Genomic DNA, 23,519 nt, shown 5'->3' with positions numbered 1-23,519 from the left:
CATTCCGACGAACCCCATGGCGACCCGCAAGAAGAAGATCGAACTGGCCCCCGCGACGATGTCCGAGGCCGATGGTGTGCGCTACCTCCACCTCGGCACACCGTGGGTGCAGGGCGCGATGCGCGTGCGCAAGCCGCACGTGCTCGAACTCGAGTACATCCAGCGCATGATGGCGTGGATGCTGTTCCGCGACGAGGCCGTCGTGACCGAGGGGCACGCGGTGCAGCTGGGCCTGGGCGCCGCGGCGATGACCCGCTTCTGCCACCGCAACCTGCGCATGAAGACCACCGCGGTGGAGCTGAACCCCACGGTGATCACCGCGTGCCGGCTGTGGTTCCACCTGCCCGAGGACGACGCGCGGCTCCATGTGCGGAACGAGGATGCCGCGGCCTTCGCCGCCGACCCGGCGCACCACGACACGGTGGACGTGCTCAACGTCGACCTGTACGACCACGATGCGGCGAGCCCCGTGCTCGACGACGAGGGTTTCTACCGGAACTGCCGGGCGCTGCTGCGCGACGGCGGCGTGATGACCGTGAACCTGTTCGGGCGGGACGCGAGCTTCGAGCGCAGCGCGCGGCGCCTGGCCGCCGTGTTCGGCGCGGATGCGCTGCGCAGCCTGCGGCCCACGAAGGAGGGCAACACCATTGTTGTCGCCGGAAAAGAAAGCTTTGCAAATCTGAACAGGGACACGCTTGCCCGGCGTGCGGAAAACATTGAAACTCGGTTCGAACTGCCCGCCCGCAAGTGGCTGCGCATGATCCGGGTGCTCCCCGCCGAAAGCCTCCCCTCGCCATGAATTCTGCCGTCCCGCACTCCGCGACCCGTCCCGCCAGCGCGCACCCGGCCGGGCGGCTGGAATGGCGGCGCCTCGTCCGGTGGCTGCGCGACGACGGCATCATCTCCGAGACCGACCACGACGTCCTCGACAAGCGCTTCTCCGCGGCCGACAGCAAGCAGCATCCGCTCGTGCGCCTGGGCAGCGCCGGCCTGAACCACGCGCGCACCGGCAAGACGCTCGACACCGAGATGCTGACCGAGTGGCTCGCCAAGCGCGTGGGCCTCGCCTACCAGCGCATCGATCCGCTGAAGGTGGACGTGGGGCGAGTGTCCGACGTGATGTCCATCAACTACGCCGAGCGGCGGCGCGCCCTGCCGCTGCAGGTGGGCCTCAACGAGATCGTGGTGGCCACCAGCGAGCCCTACGACGTGGCGTGGGTGCCCGAGATCGAGGCGCACACGCGCAAGGCCATCCGCCTCGTCGTGGCGAATCCGCTCGACCTCGCCAAGTTCACCACCGAGTTCTACACGCTCTCGCGGTCCGTCCGCAACGCGGTCAAGACCGGCGAGATGGCGGCCTCCGCCAGCTTCGAGCAGCTGGTCGAGCTCGGGCGCAGCAACAAGCAGCTCGACGCGAACGACCAGGGCGTCGTGCAGGTGGTCGACTGGCTGTGGCAGTACGCGTTCGACCAGCGCGCGAGCGACATCCACCTCGAGCCGCGCCGCGACCTCGCCGTGATCCGCTTCCGCATCGACGGCGTGATGCACACCGTCTACCAGCTGCCACCCGGCGTGATGAGCGCGATGATCGCGCGCGTGAAGCTGCTCGGCCGCATGGACGTGGTCGAGCGCCGCCGGCCGCTCGACGGCCGCATCAAGACGCGCAACCCGCAGGGCGACGAGGTGGAGATGCGGCTGTCGACGCTGCCCACGGCGTTCGGCGAGAAGATGGTGATGCGCATCTTCGACCCCGACACCACGGTCAAGAAGCTCGACGCGCTGGGCTTCGGCGTGCACGACGCGCAGCGCTGGGAGGCCCTCACGGCCCGCGCCCACGGCATCATCCTGGTGACCGGTCCCACGGGTTCCGGCAAGACCACCACGCTTTACTCCACGCTCAAGCGGCTCGCCACCGACGAGGTGAACGTCTGCACGATCGAGGACCCGATCGAGATGATCCAGCCCGCGTTCAACCAGACGCAGGTGCAGTCCACGCTCGACCTCGGCTTCGCGGAAGGCCTGCGTGCGCTGATGCGCCAGGACCCGGACATCATCATGGTGGGCGAGATCCGCGACCTGGAAACGGCCGAGATGGCCATCCAGGCCGCGCTCACGGGCCACCTCGTGTTCAGCACGCTGCACACGAACGACGCGGCCTCGGCCATCACCCGCCTGGTGGACCTGGGCGTGCCGCCGTACCTGATCGGTGCCACCGTGATCGGCGTGCTGGCGCAGCGCCTGGTGCGCACGCTGTGCGTGTCGTGCAAGCAGCCCGACCCCGACGTCACGGCCGACTCGCTGAACGCGTTCGTCAAGCCCTGGACGCTGAACGGCAAGGTGCGGGCGTACAAGCCGGTGGGCTGCCTCGAGTGCCGCATGACCGGCTACCGCGGCCGCGCCGGCCTCTACGAACTGCTCGACGTCACCGACCCGGCGCGCAACAGCATCAGCCCGGTGCCGGACGTCGCGACGCTGCGCCGCCAGGCCGTCAAGGACGGCATGCGGCCGCTGCGGCTGGCGGGAGCCATGAAGATCGCGGAAGGGGTGACCACCATCGAGGAAGTGCTGCGGTCCACGCCCTTGTGGGAAGGCTGAAGAAAGGCTGAACGGCGGTCTGGAACCCGCATGGGATGTGGGTTTCCGCTACGTGTAAACCACACACGTGCACTGGGAGGTGCTGCCTAGAATCCGTGTGAATCGCACATCACGAGATGAGGGGTACCTTTGTGAAGATCAAGAGTCAGCGGGATTTTTTCTCCGGTTTGATGTTCGTGGTGGTGGGGCTGGCTTTTGCCTATGGCGCCACCGACTACGCGATGGGCAGCGGCGCGCGACCGGGACCGGGATACTTCCCGATGATCCTCAGCGTGATCATGGCCATCCTCGGGGCGATCGTGATCTTCACGTCGCTCACCATCGAGGTCGAGGGCGGTGACCCCGTCGGCGACATCGCCTGGCGGCCCCTGCTCATCATCGTGTTCGCCATCACGCTGTTCGGTGCGCTGCTGCCGCGCCTCGGCCTGATCATCACGGTGCCCATCCTGATCATCGTCACCAGCTTCGCCGGCAAGGAATTCAAGTGGGGCGGCGTGCTCATCGCCAGCGTCGTGCTCGACGTCTTCTCCTGGCTCGTGTTCGTCAAGGGCCTCAACCTGACGATCCCCATGTGGCCGTCTTTCATCGCGGGCTGAGGAAACTCTCACCATGGATCTCCTGAACAACCTGGCGCTCGGTTTCGGCGTGGCTTTCACGCTGAACAACCTGATGTACGCCTTCTTCGGCTGCGTGCTGGGCACGCTGATCGGCGTGCTGCCCGGCCTGGGCCCCGTCGCCACCATCGCGATGCTGCTGCCGTCCATCTACTCGCTGGACGCCACGCCCGCGCTCATCATGCTGGCCGGCATCTACTACGGCGCGCAGTACGGCGGTTCCACCACCGCGATCCTGATCAACGTGCCGGGTGAGTCGAGCTCGGTGGTGACCGCCATCGACGGCTACCAGATGGCGCGGCAGGGCCGCGCCGGCTCGGCCCTCGCGGCCGCGGGCCTGGGCTCGTTCTTCGCGGGCTGCGTGGGCACCATCATCATCGCGGCCTTCGCGCCGCCGCTGACCGAACTCGCGTTCAAGTTCGGCCCGGCCGAATACTTCTCGCTGATGGTGCTGGGCCTGATCGGTGCCGTGGTGCTGGCTTCCGGCTCGCTGCTGAAGGCCATCTCGATGATCATCCTGGGCCTGCTGCTCGCGCAGATCAACACCGACGTGATCTCCGGCGTGCCGCGTTACTCGGAACTGCCGTTCACCGGCATCAACTTCCCTGAACTGACGGACGGCATCGGCTTCGTCGTGATCGCCATGGGCCTGTTTGGCTTCGGCGAAATCATCGCCAACCTCGGCATGCCCGAGGAACACCGCGAGGTCTTCACGAAGGAAGTGAAGGGCCTGTGGCCCACCCGCAAGGACTTCCAGCAGGCCTGGCCCGCGGTGCTGCGCGGCACGGCGCTCGGTTCCGTCCTCGGCGTGCTGCCGGGCGGCGGCGCGCTGCTGGCCTCGTTCGCGGCCTACACGGTCGAGAAGAAGGTCGCCGGTCCCGACGGCCGCTTCGGCAAGGGCGACATCCGCGGTGTCGCGGGCCCCGAATCGGCGAACAACGCCGGCGCGCAGACCTCGTTCATCCCGATGCTGACCCTCGGCATCCCGCCGAACGCCGTGATGGCGCTGATGGTGGGCGCGATGACCATCAAGGGCATCCAGCCTGGCCCGCAGGTGATGTCGAGCAACCCCGAGCTGTTCTGGGGCCTGATCGCCTCGATGTGGGTGGGCAACGCGATGCTCGTGATCCTGAACCTGCCCATGATCGGCATCTGGATCAAGCTGCTGACCGTGCCGTACCGGTTCCTGTTCCCGGCCATCACGCTGTTCTGCTGCATCGGCACGTACACGCTGAACAACAACAACTTCGACGTCTACATGACCGCCATCTTCGCGGTGGTGGGCTACCTGTTCTACAAGCTCAAGTGCGAACCGGCGCCGCTGCTGCTCGGCTTCATCCTGGGCCCGATGATGGAAGAGAACCTGCGCCGTGCGCTGCTGCTCTCGCGCGGCGACTGGAGTACCTTCGTGACCCGTCCGCTGTCGGCCGGCCTGCTGATCGCCTCGGTGCTGATGATCATCGTGGTGCTGCTGCCGTCGATCAAGAACAAGCGGGAAGTCGCGTTCCAGGACGCCGACTGACCGGGTTCCGCTCCACCCCCGACAAGGCCGCCTCCGGGCGGCCTTGTCCATCCTGCATCCTGATGTCCGAGAGACCTTTCCCATGACCGCATCCGCCACCCCCTTCGACTGGCGCGCCGGCTACCCCAGCCGGCGGCTCCCGGTGTTCGGCCGCAACGTCGTCTCCACGTCGCACCCGCTCGGCGCGCAGGCCGGCCTGCGCGTGCTGATGCAGGGTGGCAACGCGGTGGACGCGGCCATCGCCTCGGCGGCCGTGATGACCGTCGTCGAGCCCGTGAGCAACGGCCTCGGGTCCGATGCGTTCTGCATCGTGTGGGACGGGCAGCGGCTGCACGGCCTCAACGCCTCGGGCCGCGCGCCCGCGGCCTGGAGTCCCGACTACTTCCGCCGCAAGTACGGCGACGCCGCCACGCCGCCACAGCGCGGCTGGGACAGCGTCACCGTGCCGGGCGCGGTGGCCGGATGGGTGGCCCTCAGCGAACGGTTCGGCAAGCTGCCCTTCGCCGACCTGATGGCCCCGGCCATCGAGATCGCCGAGCGCGGCTACGCCGTGCCGGTGGTGGTGCAGCAGAAGTGGGCCGCAGCCGAGCCGCTGCTGAAGGGCCAGCCGGGCTTTGCCGGCGCCTTCCTGCCGAAGGGGCGGGCGCCCGGGATCGGCGAGCGCTTCCGCTTCCCCGATGCGGCCCGCACGCTGGACCTGATCGCGCGGACGAAGGGGCAGGCGCTGTACGGCGGCGAGGTCGCCGAGGCGGCCGAGCGGCACGCGCGCGAACACGGCGCGGTCATCACGGCGGCCGACTTCGCGGGCTTCCGCCCCGAGTGGGTCGACCCCGTGGGGCTCGACTACGCTGGCCACACGCTGCACGAGATCCCGCCGAACGGGCAGGGCATCGCCGCGCAGATCGCGCTCGGCATCCTCGCCCACTTCGACCTCGGCTCGCTGCCCGTGGACGGCGTCGAGTCGCAGCACCTGCAGATCGAGGCGATGAAACTCGCCTTCGCCGACGTGTACCGCTTCGTCTCGGAACCCGCGAGCATGACCGTGACGGTCGAGCAGTTGCTCGACCCCGCGTACCTGGCCGACCGCGCCACGCTGATCGATCGGCAGAAAGCGCAGGACTTCGGTGCCGGTAACCCGGTGAAGGGTGGCACGATTTACCTGACCGCGGCGGACGAGCAGGGGATGATGGTCAGCTTCATCCAGAGCAACTTCATGGGCTTCGGGTCGGGCGTGGTGGTGCCCGGGTACGGCCTGTCGATGCAGAACCGCGGACACGCGTTCAGCCTCGACGCCGCGAGCCCGAACGTGGTGGCGCCGGGCAAGCGCCCGTTCCACACCATCATCCCGGGCTTCCTGAGCCGCGACGGTGCACCGGTGATGTCGTTCGGTGTGATGGGCGCGAGCCTGCAGCCGCAGGGCCACGTGCAGACGCTCGTGCGTTTGCTGAACCACCGGCAGAACCCGCAGGCCGCGTGCGATGCACCGCGCTGGCGCTACAACCACGGCCTGGAACTGAACGTCGAGGCCACGATGCGGCCCGACACCGTGGCGGGCCTCTCGGCCCTGGGCCACCGGCTCGCGGTGATCAACGACAGCTACCAGGACTTCGGTGCCGGCCAGTTCATCTGGCGCCTCGGCGACCCCGCGGCGGAAGGCTATCTCGCCGCCAGTGATTCACGCCGGGACGGGCTCGCGGCCGCATACTAGGCCCCCTGGAAGGGGACCGGGCCGGCTGGCGCTTCCAACGGTTCGGGCACATCGATTGCTCCATGGGCCCGAGTCCCGTGGGCACCCGTGCCGTGGCGGGGCGTTTTGTCGCCAACTGACCGCCGTTGCCTTGATGCCTTCGATCGACCACACCCGGGATTTCGGGCCCAGCACGATGCCCACGATGTCCGAACTCGACCGCGACCTCCTGCACTCCGGGGCGCAGGTGGGCGGCTGCGTGATCGTGGAACCCATCGGGCAGGACGACAACGGCATCCTCTACCTCGCCGACGACCCGCTGCTGCAGCGGCACGTGCTCGTCCGCGAACACTTCCCGCGCGGCCTCGCGGTGCGTGGCGCGGGTGGCGAGGTGGTGCTGGCCCACGGCACCGACGCCAGCGCCCGGGCCACGGCGCTGTCGGCCTTCCTGCGCGGGGCGCGCTGGCTCACCCGCTTCGACCACCCGGCCATCGGCCGCGCGCTGCGCGTGTGGGAGGAACACGGCACGGCCTACATGCTGATGCCGGCGTACGAGGGCGAGTCGCTCGCGGTGTCGCTGCAGCGGGTGGGCGTGACCGACGAGGGCTGGCTGCGCCGGCTGCTCGTGGCCCTGTGCGACGCCGTGGGCGTGCTGCACGCCGGCGGGGTGTACCACCTGGGTCTCGCGCCCGAGAGCATCTGGCTGATGCCCGATGGGCGGCCGATGCTGCTCGACCTGTCCACCGTGGCGCCGGCCAGCCAGCACGTGGTGATCGACAGCGTCGACCGCCAGTACGCCCCCATCGAGCTGTTCGCCCACGGCAGCCACCTGCCGGTGGGCCCGTGGACCGACATCTACAGCCTGGGCGCCATCGCCCACCTCGCACTGGTCGGCCGCCCGCCGGTCTCCGCGGCCGTGCTCGGGCCCGACGACGTGCACGCGCCGCTCTCCGAGGGCCTGTCGCGCCGGCCGCCGGGTCGCCTGCACGGGGCCATGCCGTCCACGGCCTTCCTGGCCGCGATCGACCGGGCGCTGGCCGTGCGTCCCGAGAACCGGCCGCAGGACCTGGGGGCGCTGCGTGCCTTGCTCGACCTCACGGGCGCCGCACCCGTGCCCCAGGCCCCCGCGCCGGCGCCTCGCCAGGACACCCCCCCGCAGCGGCCGGAACCGCCGGTGCTGACGAAGGAAGCGATGCCCGAGCCGCCGCCCGCGAGGGGCGCGCGCGAGCCCGTGGCCGATGACCCGGACGCCCAGGCCGATGCGGCCGCGGCTGCGGCCATCGCGATGGCGATGTCCTCGTTGCCCTGGACCAAGGAGGACGACGAGGCCCGGCGCAAGGAGCCATCCGGCTTCGGCCCGTCCACCTTCGGCACCTCGACCTTCGGTCCGCTGCCCGGCCGCCCCGTGCCGCGGGAGCCCGGCCTCGGCCCCCAGAGCTGGACCATGCCCGGCCCGTCGAGCCGCCGCCGTCCGGCGAACCGGCGGCGCCGCGAGCCCACGCGCGCGGTCGCCGCGGTGTTCGGGCTGGTGGTGTGCCTCGGCATGGCGGGCTGGTACGTCGCCGAGAACCCGGCCCAGATCGCCGGCTGGCTGGATCCGTCGCGGTCGGACACCACGGCGTCGGCCCAGACCCCGGCGGCGGAGCGACCCGCGGCCGTGCTCTCGCCGCAACCGGTCCGGGAGCCCATCGAGCGTGTGCTGACGGAGCAGCCCCCCGCCGCCGGACCGGCTCCTGCCCCCGCACCTGCGCCCGCACCGGAGCCATCGCCCCCGCCGCCGGTGGCCGCGGCCCCCGCGCCCGAACCGGCTCCGCCGCCGCCCGCACGCGAGACGGCCAAGGTGGCGAAGGCCACGCCGGCGCGCAAGGCCGCCGCGGCCGAACCCGACGCGGAGCCGCCGGCACCCAACAACCCGCGCGCCGCCTGCGGCAGCCGCACGAACTTCGCGCTGTTCCGCTGCATGGAAACCCAGTGCGGCACCGCACGCTTCAGCCGCCATCCGCAGTGCGTGGAGTTCCGGAACCAGCAGGACTGAGCCCCCGCTAATCCGAGTGCCTGCACGGGCCGGGCCTCGTTCCTAGAATGCGGGGATGCATTCCTCTCCCGCAGCCGCCCAGGCGCCCGCGAATGCCTCGCAGCGCGCCATGTGGCCGGGTGTGCTGCTGGCGGCGCTCGGCGCCATCGCGTTCTCGGGCAAGGCCATCATCGTCAAGCTGGCCTACCGCCACGACGTCGATGCGGTCACGCTCATCATGTACCGCATGCTGTTCGCGCTGCCGCTGTTCCTGTTCCTCGCCTGGTGGGCGGGCCGGGGCAAGCCGGCGCTCACGGCGCGCGACTGGCGCATCGTCGTGTTCCTCGGCATCACGGGCTACTACCTCGCGAGCTTCCTCGACTTCGCGGGCCTCGCGTACATCACCGCGAGCTTCGAGCGCCTGATCCTGTACCTCAACCCCACGATCGTGCTCGCGCTCGGCGTGGTGCTGTTCAAGAAGAAGGTCAACCGCAAGCAGCTGGTGTCGCTCGCGATCAGCTACGCCGGCGTGCTGCTGGTGTTCGGCCACGAGATCACCACGCTCGGCGCCGATGCGGCCCTCGGCGCGCTGCTCGTGTTCCTGAGCGCGGTGAGCTACGCGCTGTACCTCGCGTACAGCGGCGAGGAAGTGCGCCGTCTGGGCGCGCTGCGCCTCGCGGGCCTCGCCACCACGGTGGCCTGCGTGCTGTGCCTCGTGCAGTTCGTGGTGCTGCGGCCCATGTCGGCCGCGATCGTCGCGCCCGAGGTGATCTGGCTGTCCGTGGTGAACGCCACCGTGTGCACCTTCGCGCCGGTGCTCATGGTGATGATGGCGATCGAACGCATCGGGGCGGGCGCGGCGGCGCAGATCGGCATGATCGGGCCGCTGTCGACGATCCTGATGGGCATCGTGATCCTCGGCGAGCCCTTCACGGGCTGGGTCGCCGCGGGCACGGTGCTGGTGATGGGTGGCATCTGGATGCTGACGCGCGCCCGCGTCGGCTGAATTCAACGAGAGGAGAACGACATGGACCTGGGGATCGAAGGCAAGTGGGCGCTGGTGTGCGCCGCCAGCAAGGGCTTGGGCAAGGGCTGCGCGGAAGCGCTGGTGCGTGAAGGCGCGAACGTCGTGATCACGGCGCGCGGCGTCGAGGCCCTCGAGGCCACGGCCGCGGAACTGCGCGCGATCGGCCGCGGCGAGGTGCGCACGGTGGCGGGCGACATCACCACGGCCGAGGGCCGCGCCGCGGCGCTGGCCGCATGCCCGCAGGTCGACATCCTCGTGAACAACGCCGGCGGCCCGCCGCCCGGCGACTTCCGCAACTGGGACCGCGACACGTGGATCCAGGCGCTCGACGCCAACATGCTGACCCCGATCGAGCTGATCCGCTCGACCATCGATGCGATGGCCGCCCGCGGCTACGGCCGCGTGGTCAACATCACGTCCGGTGCCGTGAAGGCCCCCATCGGGGTGCTGGGCCTGTCCAACGGCGCGCGCAGCGGCCTCACGGGGTTCGTGGCGGGCCTCGCGCGCAGCCCGATCGCCGCGCGCAACGTCACCATCAACGGCCTGCTGCCCGGTGCGTTCGACACGGATCGCCTGCGCACCACGCTGAAGGCGGGTGCCAAGGCGTTGGGCCAGAACGAGGAAGCAGCCGCCGACGCCCGCCGCCGCACGATCCCGTCGCAGCGTTTCGGCACACCGGCCGAGTTCGGCGCGATCTGCGCGTTCCTGTGCAGCCAGCACGCCGGCTACCTGACCGGACAGAACATCCTGGTGGACGGCGGGACGTACCCGGGGACGTTCTAGGAAGGCCCGGGGCCCCGGCCTTCGCCGCGGCGGCAGGTGGGCTGATTCTCAGCCCACCTGCCGGCTGCGCGCCTTCAGCTGCCGCTCGATCACGGTGATCAGCTGCTGCTGCGTGAAGGGCTTGGCGAGGTGATCGTCCATGCCGGCGGCCAGGCAGGTCTCCACGTCCCCCTTCATCGCGTTGGCCGTGAGCGCCACGATGGGCAGGCGGCGGCCGGAGCCTTCCTCCAGCTCGCGCACGCGGGCCGTGGCCTCGAAGCCGTCCATCACCGGCATCAGGCAGTCCATCAGCACCAGTTCGACACCGCCGCCGGCGATGGCCTCGACCGCGGACTGGCCGTCGCCCACCACCTGCACGTGGTAGCCGGCCATGCGCAGCATCTGCGCGGCCACTTCCTGGTTCACCACATGGTCCTCGGCCAGCAGGATGCGTGCGCCGGGCGTGGGGTGGTGCGATGCGGCATCGGGCGGCGGCGGGGTGATCGACACGGTGCGGGCCGGCTGCGGCGCGGGCGTCGCGGCCTGGTCCAGCAGTTCCACGAGCGCACGCCGCAGTTCGCTCTTGCGGACCGGCTTCGCGAGCCACCGGGCGATGCCGAGGCGCGCGAGGCCCTCGGCCGGCATGTCGAGCCCGGCCGAGCTCAGCATCACGAGGCGCAGCTCGTCGAGGCGGCGGATGGCGCGGATGCGTTCGGTGAGCGCGATGCCGTTCATCTCGGGCATGTGCACGTCGAGGATGGCGAAGTCGTGCACCGTGGGGCGCTTCATCATCAGCTCGAGCGCCTGGGCACCGGTGGTGGCGGTCTCCACGCGCAGGCCCCACGCGAGCATCTGGTGGCGCAGGATGTCGAGGTTGGTGGCGTTGTCGTCGACGACCAGCACCTCCAGGCCGTGCAGCATCGAGGCCTCGCGGTCGGTCAGCACCGGCGACGACTCGGGCAGCAGCCGCATCGGCAGCGAGAACCAGAAGCGCGAGCCCGCGCCGGGTTCGCTGTCGAGCTGCAGCTTGCCGCCCATCATCGCGACCAGTTCGTTCGAGATGGTGAGGCCGAGGCCCGTGCCGCCGTGGCGCCGCGTGCGCGTGCTGTCCGCCTGGGTGAAGGCCTCGAACACGCGGGCCTGGTCGGCCCGCGAGATGCCGGGGCCCGTGTCCGACACGGAGAACTCGACGAGCGCGGCATGCTGGTGGGCGGCGCTCGTGGCCGGCAGCCGGTTGACCGAGATCACCACCTGGCCGCGTTCGGTGAACTTCACCGCGTTGCCGAGCAGGTTCATCAGCACCTGGCGCAGGCGCGCGGCATCGCCGAAGGCGCGCACGGGCAGGTCGTGGCCCACCTGGCAGATCACCTCCAGGCCCTTGGCGTGGGCCTGCACCGCGAGCAGCTCGGCCACGTCGTGCGCCACCTCGCAGGGGTTGAACGGCATCGACTCCACTTCGAAGGTGCCCGATTCGATCTTCGAGAAGTCGAGGATGTCGTTGATGACCCCGAGCAGCGCCTGGCCCGAGCGGTGCGCGCTGTCAGCGAAGCGCCGCTGCTGGTCGTTCAAGGGCGTGCCGAGCAGCAGCTCGGTCATGCCCAGCACGCCGTTCATCGGCGTGCGGATCTCGTGGCTCATGTTCGCGAGGAACTGCGACTTCGCCTGGCTCGCGGCCTCGGCGGCGTCCTTCGCCAGTTGCAGCTCGGCGCGGTGGGCCGACTCGACCTCGGCCGCGCGTTCGGCGCGCTGGTGCAGCCGGTAGCCGTACACGAGCATCACCAGCGTGATGAGCGTGACCACGCCCATGCTGACGAACTCGAGCTGGCGGTAGTGCACGACGTCGGCCGACAGCTGGTCGAACTCGGCCTTCTGCACGGTGCGCGCGGTGATGCCGATGCTGCGGATGCGTTCCTGGATCTGCGTGTAGTCGCGGTCGGCTTCGGCCATGAGTCGCGTGGCCGCCTCCACCTTGCCATCCTCGAACTGCACGAGGGTCTGCTCGGCGTGTTCGAGCATCGACTGCATCGCCCGCTCGGTTTCGGTGAGCCCCTGCAGCATCAGCTCTCGCTGGCTCTCGACCCCGTGGCGTCCGAACACCTCTCGGGCGTTCGCCAGGCCGTCGCCGAAGCGGACGGTGGCGTCGCGCAGCCGCTGGCGTTCGCGCGCGGGCTCGCGCGTGCTGAAGATGTCGTTCGCCGGGGCGTTCGCGTCGTTGGCGAGCTTGCGCAGGTCCGCGAGGCTCGCCGAGCGCTGGGCCCACAGGCGGTCGATGTCGATCGACTGGGCGAAGCGGTCGGTGCCCAGGGCACCGAGGTACTCGCCCATCCCCATCACGAGCAGGATCAGCAGCGCGGCGGCGGCGTAGGCGATCTGCCAGGAGCGGAGGCGAAGGTGCATGTCAGACCTTCTTCGGGGCCACCGACGTGACCACGATGCCCGCGGCGATCAGTGCGAACGCCACGACGTGGAACCAGCGCGGCGGCTCGGACAGCAGCGCGGCCGACAGCAGCGCAGCGAACAGCGGCGTGAGGTTGATGAAAAACGCGCCGATCGACGGCCCGACGGCCGCCACGCCCACGCCCCACAGCCAGTACGCCACGATGGAGGCGCCGAGCGCGACGTAGAACCAGCCGAACCACAGCTTGGCCGACCACACGATGGGCTCCGGCTGCAGGAACAGGTGCTCGGCCCCGGCGAAGAGCCAGGCCCACGCGCCGCCGAAGACCACCTGGATCAGCAGGAACTCGGCCCAGTTCCAGGCCGGGCGGTTCTCGCCCTGCATCGAGGCCGGCGGACGCACGAGCAGCCAGCTGTAGCCGGCCCACAGCGCCGCGGCCAGCAGGATCAGCAGGTCGCCCTGCACGAGGCGCAGCTCGAGCAGGGTGGACGGGTGGCCGTGTGACAGCACGAGCGCCACGCCCGCGAGCGACAGCGCCGCGCCGTACAGCTGGCGGCGCCGCGCGGGCTCGCGGAAGAACAGGAGGCCGACCCCGAGCATCCACAGCGGCATGCTGGCCGTGATCAACGTGATGTTGATGGGCGTGGAGGTGTGCACGGCCATGTACTGCAGCGCGTTGTAGCTGCCCACGCCCAGGAGGCCGAGGACCACGAGGTACTTCCAGCGCGACAGGATCTCCTGCGGGCGCGACAGCGCGCGCCAGCCGAGCGGCAGCAGCAGGAAGAAGGCGAGGGCCCAGCGCATCGCGTTGAGGGTCAGGGGAGGCACGCTGCCCACCAATGCACGTCCGACGACGGCGTTGCCGGCCCAGAGCAGGGGCGGCAGGGTGAGCACCAGCGCCACGCGGGCGGTCAGGCGATGGGTCATCAGAGGAAGGTCAGGCGGTGCAGGGGAACCGGTGCGCCGAGGGTGTGGGTGGTGGGGTCGGGTTCGGGGCCGCCGCCGCCGGGCAGGGCCAGCTGCGCGGTGAAGCTCAGGCAGCTGCCTTCGCCTTCCTTGCTGGTGACCTGGATGTCGCCGCCCATCAGCTTGACGAGGCGGGCGACGATGGCGAGCCCGAGGCCGGTGCCGCCGTAGCGGCGGGTGATGCTGCTGTCGGCCTGCACGAAGGGCTCGAACACGCGCTGCAGCTGCTCGGGCGACATGCCGATGCCGGTGTCGCGCACGGTGAAGCGCAGGTGCACGCCGGTGGGTGGGGCGTCGAGCGCGGGCTCCACGCTCACCTGCACCGAGCCCTGGTTCGTGAACTTGACGGCGTTGCCCACGAGGTTGATGAGCACCTGGCGCAGGCGCACGGCATCGCCCACGAGCGTGGCCGGAATGGCGTCGGCCACCTGCCAGGCCAGGCGCAGGCCCTTCTGCTGCCCGGTGAGCAGCAGCGGCGAGAGCGCTTCCTCGAGGCACTTGCGCACGGAGAACGGGCGGTGTTCGATGACCATCTGGCCCGCCTCGATCTTCGCGACGTCGAGCAGGTCATCGATGATGACCATCAGGCCCTTGGCCGACTGGTTCGCGAGCGAGATGTACTGGCGCTGCTTCTCGGACAGGTCGGTGTGCAGCACGAGTTCGGTGAGGCCCAGCACGCCGTTCATCGGCGTGCGGATCTCGTGGCTCATGTTCGCGAGGAACGCGCTCTTGGCCATGTTGGCGTTGTCGGCTGCCACGCGGGCGCCTTCCAGCGCCTTCTGAGTGGCCTTGAGGTCGGCGATGTCGCGGGCGTTGACCTGCATCGCGCGGCGGCCGGACACGGGGTCCACCACCGGGCGCACGTCCACGCCGTGCCAGCGCAGGCCGCCGAGCGTGTTCAGCTCGAGTTCGGCGCTGAAGGTCTGGCCCTTGCGCACCTGGGCGATGATGCGCGCGGCCACACCGGGGTCGCTGAACATGCCGTCGAAATCGGACGGACGCGGGGCGTCGCCCTGCGGAATGGGACCGAAGGCCTGCACGGCGGCGGGGTTGCGCATCAGCGCCAGGCCGTCGGGCAGTGAATGCAGCGCGACCCGCACCGTGGTGTGGGTGATGGCCTCGACGCCACGCAGCGCGTCGGCATCGAGCCCGGTGGAGAGGGGCTCCGAGGCGAACAGGATGCCCTGGCGGCCGTCCGGCATCATGATCCCGCGCGAGACCAGCACCGAGGTGAACGGGGTGCCCTTCGGGTACAGCGTCCAGGAATCCCGCGTGACCTCGCCGCGGGCGTGGGCCTGCGAACTCAGCGCGAGCCGGGTGCGAACGCCTTCGCTGACGTCGGAGAAATCGCGCCGGGAGAGTTCGTCCACCGAGTCGGCCTGCCAGAAGGTCAGGCCCGCGCGGTTCGCCCAGGTGGCTTGCAGACGTTCAGGGTCGAACACCCAGATGGGCACGTCGAGCCACTCGTAGAACGGCAGGCAACTGAAATCGACCATCGTCGTGGGCGCGGGAAGGGAGGCGACCCCCGATCATGCCCCAACACGACTACATAACGTTACCGGGAGTGCGCGTTCACGACAGATTTTTTCCCCAATCGCCCCGGTGGCGCGCCTATTTGGAGCGGCGCACGCGCAGCAGTTCGTCCAGGATCAGCAGGATGGCGCCGATCGTGATGGCGCTGTCGGCGATGTTGAAGGACGGGAACGCCTTGCCGGCGTAGTGGAACTGGAGGAAGTCCACCACGTAGCCGTGCATCAGCCGGTCGATCACGTTGCCCAGGGCACCGCCCAGGATCAGCGCCAGCGCCCACGCGAACACCTTCTGGCCGCCGTGGCGGCGCAGCATGTAGATGATGAAGACGGTGGCCACCGCGCCCAGGGCCACGAAGAACCACCGCTGCCACCCCGAGGCCCCCGCCAGGAACGAGAACGCCGCCCCGGTGTTGTGGACCCGCACGAGGTTGAAGAACGACGTGATGGTGCGGCTGTCGCCGTACTGGAAGTACTGGAGGATCAGCGTCTTGGTGAGCTGGTCCAGCACGATCACGATGGCGGCGATGCCGAGCCAGGGGAGCAGGCTCGACGAGGGGGACGACGACGGAGCGGGGCGGGTGGCCATGCGGTGGGAGCGGTCCGGAAAAGGGGTCAGGCGACGGTGCGGGTCTCGCCCGCGCCGAACAGGTTCGACGTGCAGCGGCCGCAGATCGTCGGGTGCGCGGGGTCGACACCGACGTCGTCGCGGTAGTGCCAGCATCGCTCGCACTTCGTGCCCGCCGACGGCGTCACCGCCACGGACAGCGCGTCGCCGACGACGGCCGAGGCCGCCGACGTGATGGTGACGAACTTCAGGTCGTCGCCCAGCGAGGCCAGCAGGTCGAGGTCGGCGGCCGGGGCCGTGATCACGATCTCGGCCTGCAGCGACGCCCCCACCTGGCCGGCGGTGCGCACGGTCTCGATGTTCTTCATCACGAGGTCGCGGACTTCGCGCACGCGGGTCCACTTGGCGAGCAGCGCTTCGTCCGGCGAGCCCAGGTCGCAGTACTGCTGCGTGAAGATCGACTGGCCGTTGCCGATGAAGCCCCACGCTTCTTCCGCGGTGAAGCTCAGGAACGGCGCCATCCAGCGCAGCATGGCCTGGGTGATGTGCCACACGGCGGTCTGGGCGCTGCGGCGGGCGAGCGACTTCGGCGCGGTGGTGTAGAGGCGGTCCTTCAGCACGTCGAGGTAGAACGCGCCGAGGTCTTCCGAGCAGTACACCTGCAGCTTGGCCACCACCGGGTGGAACTCGTACACCTTGTAGTGGGCGAGGATCTCGGCCTGGAACTGCGCGGCGCGCGAGAGCGCGTAGCGATCCACCTCCAGCAGCTGGTCGAGCGGCACGCCGTCCTTCGCGATGTCGAAGTCGCTCGTGTTGGCCATCAGGAAGCGCAGCGTGTTGCGGATGCGGCGGTACGCGTCCACCACGCGGTCCAGGATCTTCTGGTCGCCCGCGATGTCGCCGGAGTAGTCGCTCGCGGCCACCCACAGGCGGATGATCTCGGCTCCGAGCTTCTTGTTGACCTCCTGCGGGTCGATGCCGTTGCCGAGCGACTTGCTCATCTTGCGGCCCTGGCTGTCCACCGTGAAGCCGTGGGTCAGCAGGCCCTTGTACGGCGCGCGGCCTTCGAGCGCGCACGCGAGCAGCAGCGACGAGTGGAACCAGCCGCGGTGCTGGTCGTGGCCTTCGAGGTACAGGTCGGCCTCGGGGCCGGTTTCATGGAACTGCGGCGCGTGCGTGCCGCGCAGCACGTGGAAGAACGTGCTGCCCGAGTCGAACCACACCTCGAGGATGTCGGTGCTCTTCGTGTAGCTGGGGGCGTCGGCCGCGCCGAGGATCTCCTCGGTGGTCACGCGGCTCCAGGCCTCGATGCCGCCCTTCTCGACGATGTCGGCGGCCTGGTCGAGGATCTCCATGGTGCGCGGGTGCAGCTCGCCCGAGTCCTTGTGCAGGAAGAACGGGATGGGCACGCCCCAGCTGCGCTGGCGGCTGATGCACCAGTCGGGCCGGTTGGCGATCATGTCGTGCAGGCGGGCCTTGCCGTTCTCCGGGTAGAAGCTCGTCTGCTCGATGGCTTCGAGGGCGGTCTGGCGCAGCGTCTTCGGGGCCTTGTCCTTCGTGAACACGCCTTCGCCCTCATCCATGCGGATGAACCACTGGGCGGCCGCGCGGTAGATCACCGGCGTCTTGTGGCGCCAGCAGTGCGGGTAGCTGTGGGTGATGGTGGTGGTGTGGAGCAGGCGGCCGGCGTCTTCCAGCGCCTGGATGATGACCGGCACGGCCTTCCAGATGTGCTGGCCGCCGAACAGCGGGAACTCGGGCGCGTAGGCGCCATTGCCCTGCACCGGGTTCAGGATGTCGTCGTACGTGACGCCGTGGGACACGCAGGAGTTGAAGTCGTCCACGCCGTAGGCGGGGGCCGAGTGCACGAGGCCCGTGCCGTCGTCGGCCGTGGCGTAGTCGGCGAGGTACACGGGCGACAGGCGGCGGTAGCCGGCGTCCACGTCGTACAGCGGGTGCTCGAACGCGAGGCCGCCGAGCTTCTCGCCCTTCGTGGTGGCCAGCACCGAACCCTCGAGGTTCCAGCGCTTCAGGCAGGCCTCCACCAGCGCCTCGGCCACGAGGAACAGGCCGCGCGGCGTGTCGACCAGCGCGTACGGCAGCTCGGGGTTCAGGTTGATGGCCTGGTTCGCGGGGATGGTCCACGCGGTGGTGGTCCAGATGACCGCGAAGGCATCCTTCGACAGCGACGGCAGGCCGAAGGCCGCGGCCAGCTTGGCGGGTTCGTGCGACTTGAAGGCCACGTCGAGCGTCTGGCTCTTCTTGTCGGCGTACTCGATCTCGAACTCGGCGAGCGACGAGCCGCAGTCGAAGCACCAGTACACGGGCTTGAGGCCGCGGTACACGAAGCCGCGTTCGATCACGCGCTTGAACGCGCGCAGCTCGCCGGCCTCGTTCGCGAAGTCCATCGTCTTGTACGGATGGTCCCACTCGCCCAGCACGCCCAGGCGCTGGAAGTCGGTCATCTGCTGGGCGATCTGTTCCGTGGCGTAGGCGCGGCTCTTGGCCTGCATCTCGTCGCGGCTCAGGTTGCGGCCGTACTTCTTCTCGATGGCGTTCTCGATGGGCAGGCCGTGGCAGTCCCAGCCGGGCACGTACAGCGCGTCGAAGCCGTCGAGCTGCTTCGACTTGACGATCATGTCCTTCAGGATCTTGTTCACCGCGTGGCCCATGTGGATCTGGCCGTTGGCGTACGGGGGGCCGTCGTGCAGGATGAACTTCGGGGCGCCGCAGCGGGCTTCGCGCAGGCGCTTGTAGGTGCCTTCGTCGTTCCATTGCTTGACCCAGCCCGGCTCGCGCTTGGGCAGGTCGCCGCGCATCGGGAACGGGGTGTCGGGCAGGTTCAGCGTGGCGCGGTAGTCGGTGGCTTTGTCGGTCATGGCGCAGGGGGCGCGGCGGGGCGCGCGTCTGGAAAGTGGGCCGGCCAGGGGCGCCGGAGCTCGCGGGGAGGGCAGGGGCGAGCGCTAAATTCGGTCGCGGGTGGTCTGGCGACCGGTGGCGGCATGGGGTGTCGCGGACGCGAGGAACGTGCGTGCGTCGGCCTCATCCTGCAGGATGGCGGCTTTCAGGGCGTCGAGCCCGTCGTACCGGGCCTCGTCGCGGATCTTGTGCAGCAGTTCCACACGCACGAGTTTACCGTACCCCCCCTCCAGGCCCAGCGAGGATGGCCATTCGAGGCAGTGCACTTCGAGCAGCACCCGGCCGCTGTCGTCCACCGTGGGGCGCACGCCGAGGCTCGCGACCCCGTCGACGGGCTCCGGCGCCAGGCCGTGGGTGCGCACCGCGAAGATGCCCATGGCCGCGGCCAGCCGGTGCGGGAAACGCAGGTTGAGCGTGCGGAAGCCCAGGTCGCGCCCGAGTTTCTTGCCGTGCACGACGTGGCCGCTGATGCTGTACGGGCGGCCCAGCAGCGCGGTGACCTGGCTGAGGTTGCCGGCCGCCAGCGCCTCGCGCACCGCCGAACTCGACACGCGCAGGCCGTGCACCTCGTAGCTGTTCATGCGGGCCACGTCGAAGCCCTGCTCGGCGCCGGCGGCGTCGAGCATCGTGTAGTCGCCCACCCGCTTCGCGCCGAAGCGGAAGTCGTCGCCCACCAGCACGTACTTCGCGCCCAGGCCGTCGACCAGGGTGTCCTGGATGAACGCGGCGGCGGGTTGGGTGGCCAGGGCCTCGTCGAAGCGCAGCACCACGACCTGGTCGATGCCGCAGCGCTCCAGTTCGCTCAGCTTGTCGCGCAGGGTGGCGATGCGGGGCGGGGCCAGCTCGGGCTTGCCGGCCTTGCGGGCGAAGTAGTCGCGCGGGTGCGGCTCGAAGGTCAGGACGCAGGACGGCAGCCCGCGGTGCTGGGCTTCGGAGCGGAGCAGGGCCAGCATGGCCTGGTGCCCGCGGTGGACACCGTCGAAGTTGCCGATGGTCAGGGCGCAGGCGGGGGCGATGCCGGGGTGGTGGAATCCGCGGAAAACTTGCATGGTGCGGGATTATGGCTTCAGGCCAGGATTGTGGCTCGTCACGTCGGGAGGGTGCCTCCTACCCTGGAGAGCAGGCCACGGAGAAGCCTCTTTTTGTGCGCGTTGCTGGAGTTCTTCCGCGTAGAGACCTGGACATGATGTTCACCGACGGATGGCCCGCTGGCATCGGGGGTGCCTCAAGCCGGGTAGCGAGCCTGTACCCCTCCATGAATGTCAGAAACGATGCTCCAGCGGCCGATCCGACGCCTCAGCACCCTGTCCTCGTCGCCCGACATGAAAGTGCACGTCGTGCCGATGACGGGTCGACTGGCGTACATCTGGCACCACGCGGTCCAGCCGCACATCAACCGCAACTATCGTCATGCAGCGGAAGGGCTCGACAGCACGTCCGTCCGTGCCGACGTGGGATGGAACTGGGTTCACTGGCTGCATCTGGCGGGATTGCACAACCTTACTCGTCTGGCGGGTGGTCATGGCCCCGCCTGGGCCATGAGCCTTGTCGTTGACACGGGAGAAACCGGCGCCTTTCCCATCGGAATGTTGACCACCGTCCCGCAACTGAATTGCACGGTGCTCGAAGAGCGGCGTGACAGAGGCTTCGGCTGGTTTCTGGCAGATGCCCCGAAGGAGGTCTATGATGAGTTGAAGGTGCCCGCTGCGAAAGGGGTGGCAATGGCTCTGCTGGACAGCGGGATCCAGGCCGCACTCGAGTCGGGTCAGGACGGCACCTTTCTGCTGCATGCGGCACCCGAGGGCGGTGAGAAACTGCTGCGCTTCTACGAGCAAAAAGTCGGAATGCAGCGTCTGTCCATCGACGCGCCAGCCATCACCCGGATCTTCCGCCGACGTGGCAGCGACGAGTACTTCCATTTCGACGACGTCGTGGCGCGGGCCTTCTCGGCCCGGTTCGATGCTTTCCGATGAGGTGCTAGAGTGTGTGCCATGGCTGATGCGCTTGCCGGGATCCCGCCGAATGTCCTCGCCGCGGCCTTGCATGAGGTCGAGGGGGGCGAGTTCGATCTGTCGACCGAGGAAGGTGCGAGACAAGCGGCTGCGCTGGTTGAGCGCCTGATGCAAGACAGTGATTCCCTTGATCGCCTGCTGCGCGCCCTGGAGCGCCACAACAGCAAGGCCGTCGAACAGGCCCCGTTGCCCTCGAGTTTCGGTGCGGTTGCCATGGAAGCCGATGCATTGCCAGCAGCGACGACTGCGTGGCATGAGCCGCCAGTCGGTTCGGCTGAGTTCGATGCCTTTCTCTCGGAATCATCTCCGGATGCGGTCGAGCAGGCCGACGTGGTCGCCGGGGCAGTGCAGCCCTCCCCTCCGTCTGTGCTCGGCTTTGAAGAGGCCTCAGTTGAACCGGTGCCGGCCGCTGCATACAAGGAGTTCGATGCCTTCTTGCTGGAGGTCCAGCGACAGCTCAAACATCGCGCCAGGAAAGAAGTGCAGCGAGAAGGATTCTGGGCCCGGCTGCATTCCATCTTCTCCGCATCGCCGCGATCCGATTTGCCATGGCGCTACGCGACGAAAGCCATCAGCAATTACACGACGGTTGCCGCACGTCAGGGCAACTCGACCAAAGTGCAGCTTCAATCGATTGCATCCGGCAAAGTTTTGTTCGTGCTGATTCATGTCAACGGCACCATCCGGTTGAAGGACCGGATTACCTTGGCCGATCGGAGTCGCGCCGTTCAGCGCTTCACCGAGGTGCTTGCGGGCGACGCGGAGGTGGGTGCGGAGGCCGTTCATGAATTGCGGGATGCGAACGCAATCCTCCGGAGTTCCGCGCAGATATCCGGCGTTTGAACCCGTGCCTCACCCGGCCGGCACGATGGCCGACGGGCCTTCCAGCCACCGCCACTGGCCCGGGGCCAGGTCGGCGGGCAGCACGAGGGCGCCGAAGCCGCTGCGGTGCAGTCCCTCGACCCGGTTGCTCACCGCGGCCAGCATGCGCTTGACCTGGTGGTACTTGCCGTCGACGAGGGTCAAACGCAGCGTGAGTTCGCCGGTGGGCTCGCAGGCCACGGCCCGAACGGTGGCCGGGTCGTCCACCAGCTTGACCCCTTCGAGCAGGCGGGCGATCTGGTCCGGCGTCACGGGGTGCTTGCAGGTCACTTCGTACACCTTCGGCACGTGTTTCTTCGGCGACGTGAAGCGGTGGATCAGCGCGCCGTCGTCGGTGAACAGCAGCAGGCCCGTGGTGTCCTCGTCGAGGCGGCCGATGCTCTGCACGTCGCGCCGGCGCAGCGGCGCGGGCAGCAGGCTGTAGATGCTCGGGTGGTGCTTCGGCTTCTGCGAGCACTCGACACCCTGCGGCTTGTTCATCACGAGCAGCGCCTTCTCGTGGTACGTCCACGGTTCGCCGCGCACGGTGAACTGCAGGCCCGTCGGATCGACGTCGGCGAACGGGTCGTCGACACGCTCGCCGCCGACGGTGACGTGGCCGGAGGCGATCAGGCCCTCGCACTCGCGGCGGGCGCCGAAGCCCTGGGTGAACAGCAGTTGGGACAGCTTCATGGAGATCAGTGGTGGAGTTCGAACGTCACCAGGTGGCCCTCGGCCAGCGGCCATGCGAGGCCCGCGATGCGTTCGCCGTTGAATTCTGCCTGCACGGTGCGGCCGGCCCGGTCGGTGACCCGGGCCACGGCCACCGAGACCCCCGCCACGCCGGGCGGCACGTCGGGCGGAGGGCACTGGCCGTCGAGCATCACGCGGTCGCGCTGGCGGTCGAAGAAGCCGCGCGGGCGGCTGAGCGTGACGCGCGACAGCGGCGGCGTAGCCTCCGGCTTCGGCAGGCGCTCGGCGCGCAGGTGGATGAGTTCGGAGGAGCGCACGAACGGCGAGCGGTACACGTGGGTGACCGGGTAGCCGTCGGCGGTGATGACGAACTCGTACGGCTGGCCCGGGCGCGCGGTCATCGGCCCCCAGCGGCCCTCGGGTCCGATGGTGCGCACGTGGACGGCCGGACCCAGGCGTTCGCCGGTGTCCGGGTGCGTGGCGAAGACCTCGAGGCGCGCGCCCACGAGCGGCAGGTTCGTCGGGTCGAAGCCCTTGCGGTTGTCGACGCCGAAGCCCGAGACCTTGCCGTCGAGCCGCAGCTGGGGTTCCGGTTCGATCGACAGGGTGGCCGGCGGCGCGCCGGTGAGGAAGGCCCAGGTGTGGGCGAAGGCCTCGGGGCCGTACGACGTCTCGCGGTGGTCCACGCCCGGCACCACCACGTTGACGGCACCGCGCAGTTCGGGGCTGTCGGGCCCGGTGCCGGTGGCCAGGTGCGGCACGCCGATCCAGTGGCCGGTGGGCTGGCAGTACTTGTCGTTGCCGTCGGACCGCAGCGTGAGCCACGCGACGCCGGGCGTCACCTCGTGGCCGTCCGGTCCGGGTTCGTTGAGGGCGCGCAGCAGCGGGCCGGCACCGTTGAACTCGTTGTGGGGGAGGTGTTCCGCCGAGGTCCACACGCCGTGGTTGGGCGTGCCGCCCAGCACCACGTGCGACACCTTGTCCGCCCCGCCGCCGCGGGCCAGGTAGTTGCGCACCGCGTAGCCGCCCCGCGAGTTCGCGACGAGCAGCACGCGGCGTGCCCCGGTGGCCGCGCGCACGCGCTCCACCTCGGCCGCGAGGAAGGCCATGTGCTCGGCACTCGAGGTGCGGCCGGGCTGGGGCGTGTGTTCGTCGTCGCGGGCGAGCGGGTAGGGCAGGTCGATGGCGTGCAGCCGGTCGCGCGGCCAGCCGTTCGACTCGAAGCGCCAGACGGTGGTGAACCACAGCGCGGCGGTGTCGCCGTTGCCGTGGACGAACACGATGGGTGGGAAGGAATCGGGTGAGGACACCGTGGCATTTTCCCGCAAAGGCACGGCGCGGCTGACCCAGGG

General features: G+C 69.5%; 18 protein-coding genes. 10 read left to right on the top strand and 8 right to left on the bottom strand.

The annotated features are described in order from the left end of the window. Nucleotides 1-16 precede the first annotated feature (16 nt). From A4W93_RS19455 to A4W93_RS19420, 8 genes are all read left to right on the top strand, one after another. Nucleotides 17-799: a spermine/spermidine synthase domain-containing protein gene (locus tag A4W93_RS19455; protein WP_085752182.1), complete on the top strand. Its 783-nt coding sequence runs from the start codon at nucleotides 17-19 to the stop codon at nucleotides 797-799. Further along, nucleotides 796-2,595: a type IV pilus assembly ATPase TfpB gene (locus A4W93_RS19450; protein WP_085752181.1), complete on the top strand. Its 1,800-nt coding sequence runs from the start codon at nucleotides 796-798 to the stop codon at nucleotides 2,593-2,595. The genes A4W93_RS19455 and A4W93_RS19450 overlap by 4 nt, the downstream gene beginning before the upstream one ends. 131 nt (nucleotides 2,596-2,726) lie before the next feature. Next, complete coding sequence (locus A4W93_RS19445) at nucleotides 2,727-3,191, top strand: tripartite tricarboxylate transporter TctB family protein (protein ID WP_085752180.1); 465 nt, start codon at nucleotides 2,727-2,729, stop codon at nucleotides 3,189-3,191. A 13-nt stretch (nucleotides 3,192-3,204) separates the two neighbouring features. After that, a complete protein-coding gene (locus A4W93_RS19440; RefSeq protein WP_085752179.1) occupies nucleotides 3,205-4,731 on the top strand; it encodes a tripartite tricarboxylate transporter permease in 1,527 nt (508 codons plus the stop codon). Between the two features lie 82 nt (nucleotides 4,732-4,813). Beyond that, nucleotides 4,814-6,439, top strand: coding sequence for a gamma-glutamyltransferase family protein (locus A4W93_RS19435; RefSeq protein ID WP_085752178.1), 1,626 nt, complete (start codon nucleotides 4,814-4,816; stop codon nucleotides 6,437-6,439). A gap of 184 nt (nucleotides 6,440-6,623) precedes the next feature. Further along, entirely contained in the window at nucleotides 6,624-8,453 is a 1,830-nt protein-coding gene (locus A4W93_RS19430; protein WP_169726564.1) for a serine/threonine protein kinase, read from the top strand. 109 nt (nucleotides 8,454-8,562) lie between these two features. Beyond that, entirely contained in the window at nucleotides 8,563-9,438 is an 876-nt protein-coding gene (locus A4W93_RS19425) for a DMT family transporter (RefSeq protein ID WP_237357810.1), read from the top strand. Nucleotides 9,439-9,459: 21 nt separating this feature from the next. Next, nucleotides 9,460-10,242 carry an SDR family oxidoreductase gene (locus A4W93_RS19420; protein ID WP_085752175.1) on the top strand — a complete coding sequence of 261 codons (783 nt, stop codon included), beginning with the start codon at nucleotides 9,460-9,462 and terminating at the stop codon, nucleotides 10,240-10,242. A gap of 48 nt (nucleotides 10,243-10,290) precedes the next feature. Here the strand turns inward: A4W93_RS19420 and A4W93_RS19415 are convergent, their stop codons facing one another. The 6 genes from A4W93_RS19415 to A4W93_RS19390 form a co-directional block, all read right to left on the bottom strand. Further along, a complete protein-coding gene (locus A4W93_RS19415; RefSeq protein ID WP_085752174.1) occupies nucleotides 10,291-12,618 on the bottom strand; it encodes a response regulator in 2,328 nt (775 codons plus the stop codon). 1 nt (nucleotide 12,619) lies between these two features. Next, a complete protein-coding gene (locus A4W93_RS19410) occupies nucleotides 12,620-13,546 on the bottom strand; it encodes a DMT family transporter (RefSeq protein WP_085752173.1) in 927 nt (308 codons plus the stop codon). Further along, the gene (locus A4W93_RS19405) at nucleotides 13,546-15,081 is read right to left on the bottom strand and encodes an ATP-binding protein (RefSeq protein ID WP_085752172.1); all 1,536 of its coding nucleotides are present in this window, start codon (nucleotides 15,079-15,081) and stop codon (nucleotides 13,546-13,548) included. Before A4W93_RS19405 ends, A4W93_RS19410 begins: the two co-directional genes overlap by 1 nt. 115 nt (nucleotides 15,082-15,196) lie before the next feature. Next, nucleotides 15,197-15,703: a signal peptidase II gene (gene lspA, locus A4W93_RS19400; RefSeq protein WP_085752171.1), complete on the bottom strand. Its 507-nt coding sequence runs from the start codon at nucleotides 15,701-15,703 to the stop codon at nucleotides 15,197-15,199. A gap of 26 nt (nucleotides 15,704-15,729) precedes the next feature. Further along, nucleotides 15,730-18,561 (bottom strand): isoleucine--tRNA ligase, encoded by a 2,832-nt coding sequence (gene ileS, locus A4W93_RS19395; protein WP_085752170.1) that lies wholly within the window; start codon nucleotides 18,559-18,561, stop codon nucleotides 15,730-15,732. Nucleotides 18,562-18,645: 84 nt separating this feature from the next. Beyond that, on the bottom strand, nucleotides 18,646-19,650 hold the full coding sequence (locus A4W93_RS19390) for a bifunctional riboflavin kinase/FAD synthetase (RefSeq protein WP_085752169.1): 1,005 nt from the start codon (nucleotides 19,648-19,650) through the stop codon (nucleotides 18,646-18,648). Between the two features lie 273 nt (nucleotides 19,651-19,923). Here A4W93_RS19390 and A4W93_RS19385 point away from each other — a divergent pair, with 273 nt between their 5' ends. Both A4W93_RS19385 and A4W93_RS19380 read left to right on the top strand, forming a co-directional pair. Continuing rightward, on the top strand, nucleotides 19,924-20,574 hold the full coding sequence (locus tag A4W93_RS19385) for a hypothetical protein (RefSeq protein WP_157131708.1): 651 nt from the start codon (nucleotides 19,924-19,926) through the stop codon (nucleotides 20,572-20,574). A gap of 18 nt (nucleotides 20,575-20,592) precedes the next feature. Further along, on the top strand, nucleotides 20,593-21,456 hold the full coding sequence (locus A4W93_RS19380) for a hypothetical protein (protein WP_085752167.1): 864 nt from the start codon (nucleotides 20,593-20,595) through the stop codon (nucleotides 21,454-21,456). Between the two features lie 9 nt (nucleotides 21,457-21,465). Here A4W93_RS19380 and A4W93_RS19375 read toward each other — a convergent pair whose 3' ends face one another. Together A4W93_RS19375 and A4W93_RS19370 are read right to left on the bottom strand one after the other, a co-directional pair. Then, a complete protein-coding gene (locus A4W93_RS19375; RefSeq protein WP_085752166.1) occupies nucleotides 21,466-22,167 on the bottom strand; it encodes a pseudouridine synthase in 702 nt (233 codons plus the stop codon). 5 nt (nucleotides 22,168-22,172) lie between these two features. Further along, a complete protein-coding gene (locus A4W93_RS19370; RefSeq protein WP_157782196.1) occupies nucleotides 22,173-23,477 on the bottom strand; it encodes an alpha/beta fold hydrolase in 1,305 nt (434 codons plus the stop codon). Between the last annotated feature and the right edge of the window lie 42 nt (nucleotides 23,478-23,519).

The sequence above is a fragment of the Piscinibacter gummiphilus genome (genome assembly GCF_002116905.1).
GTDB classification, from domain to species: Bacteria; Pseudomonadota; Gammaproteobacteria; order Burkholderiales; family Burkholderiaceae_C; genus Rhizobacter; species Rhizobacter gummiphilus.
The sequence above is the reverse complement of the archived record's forward strand: the minus strand, read 5'-3'. Positions and strand labels throughout refer to the sequence as shown.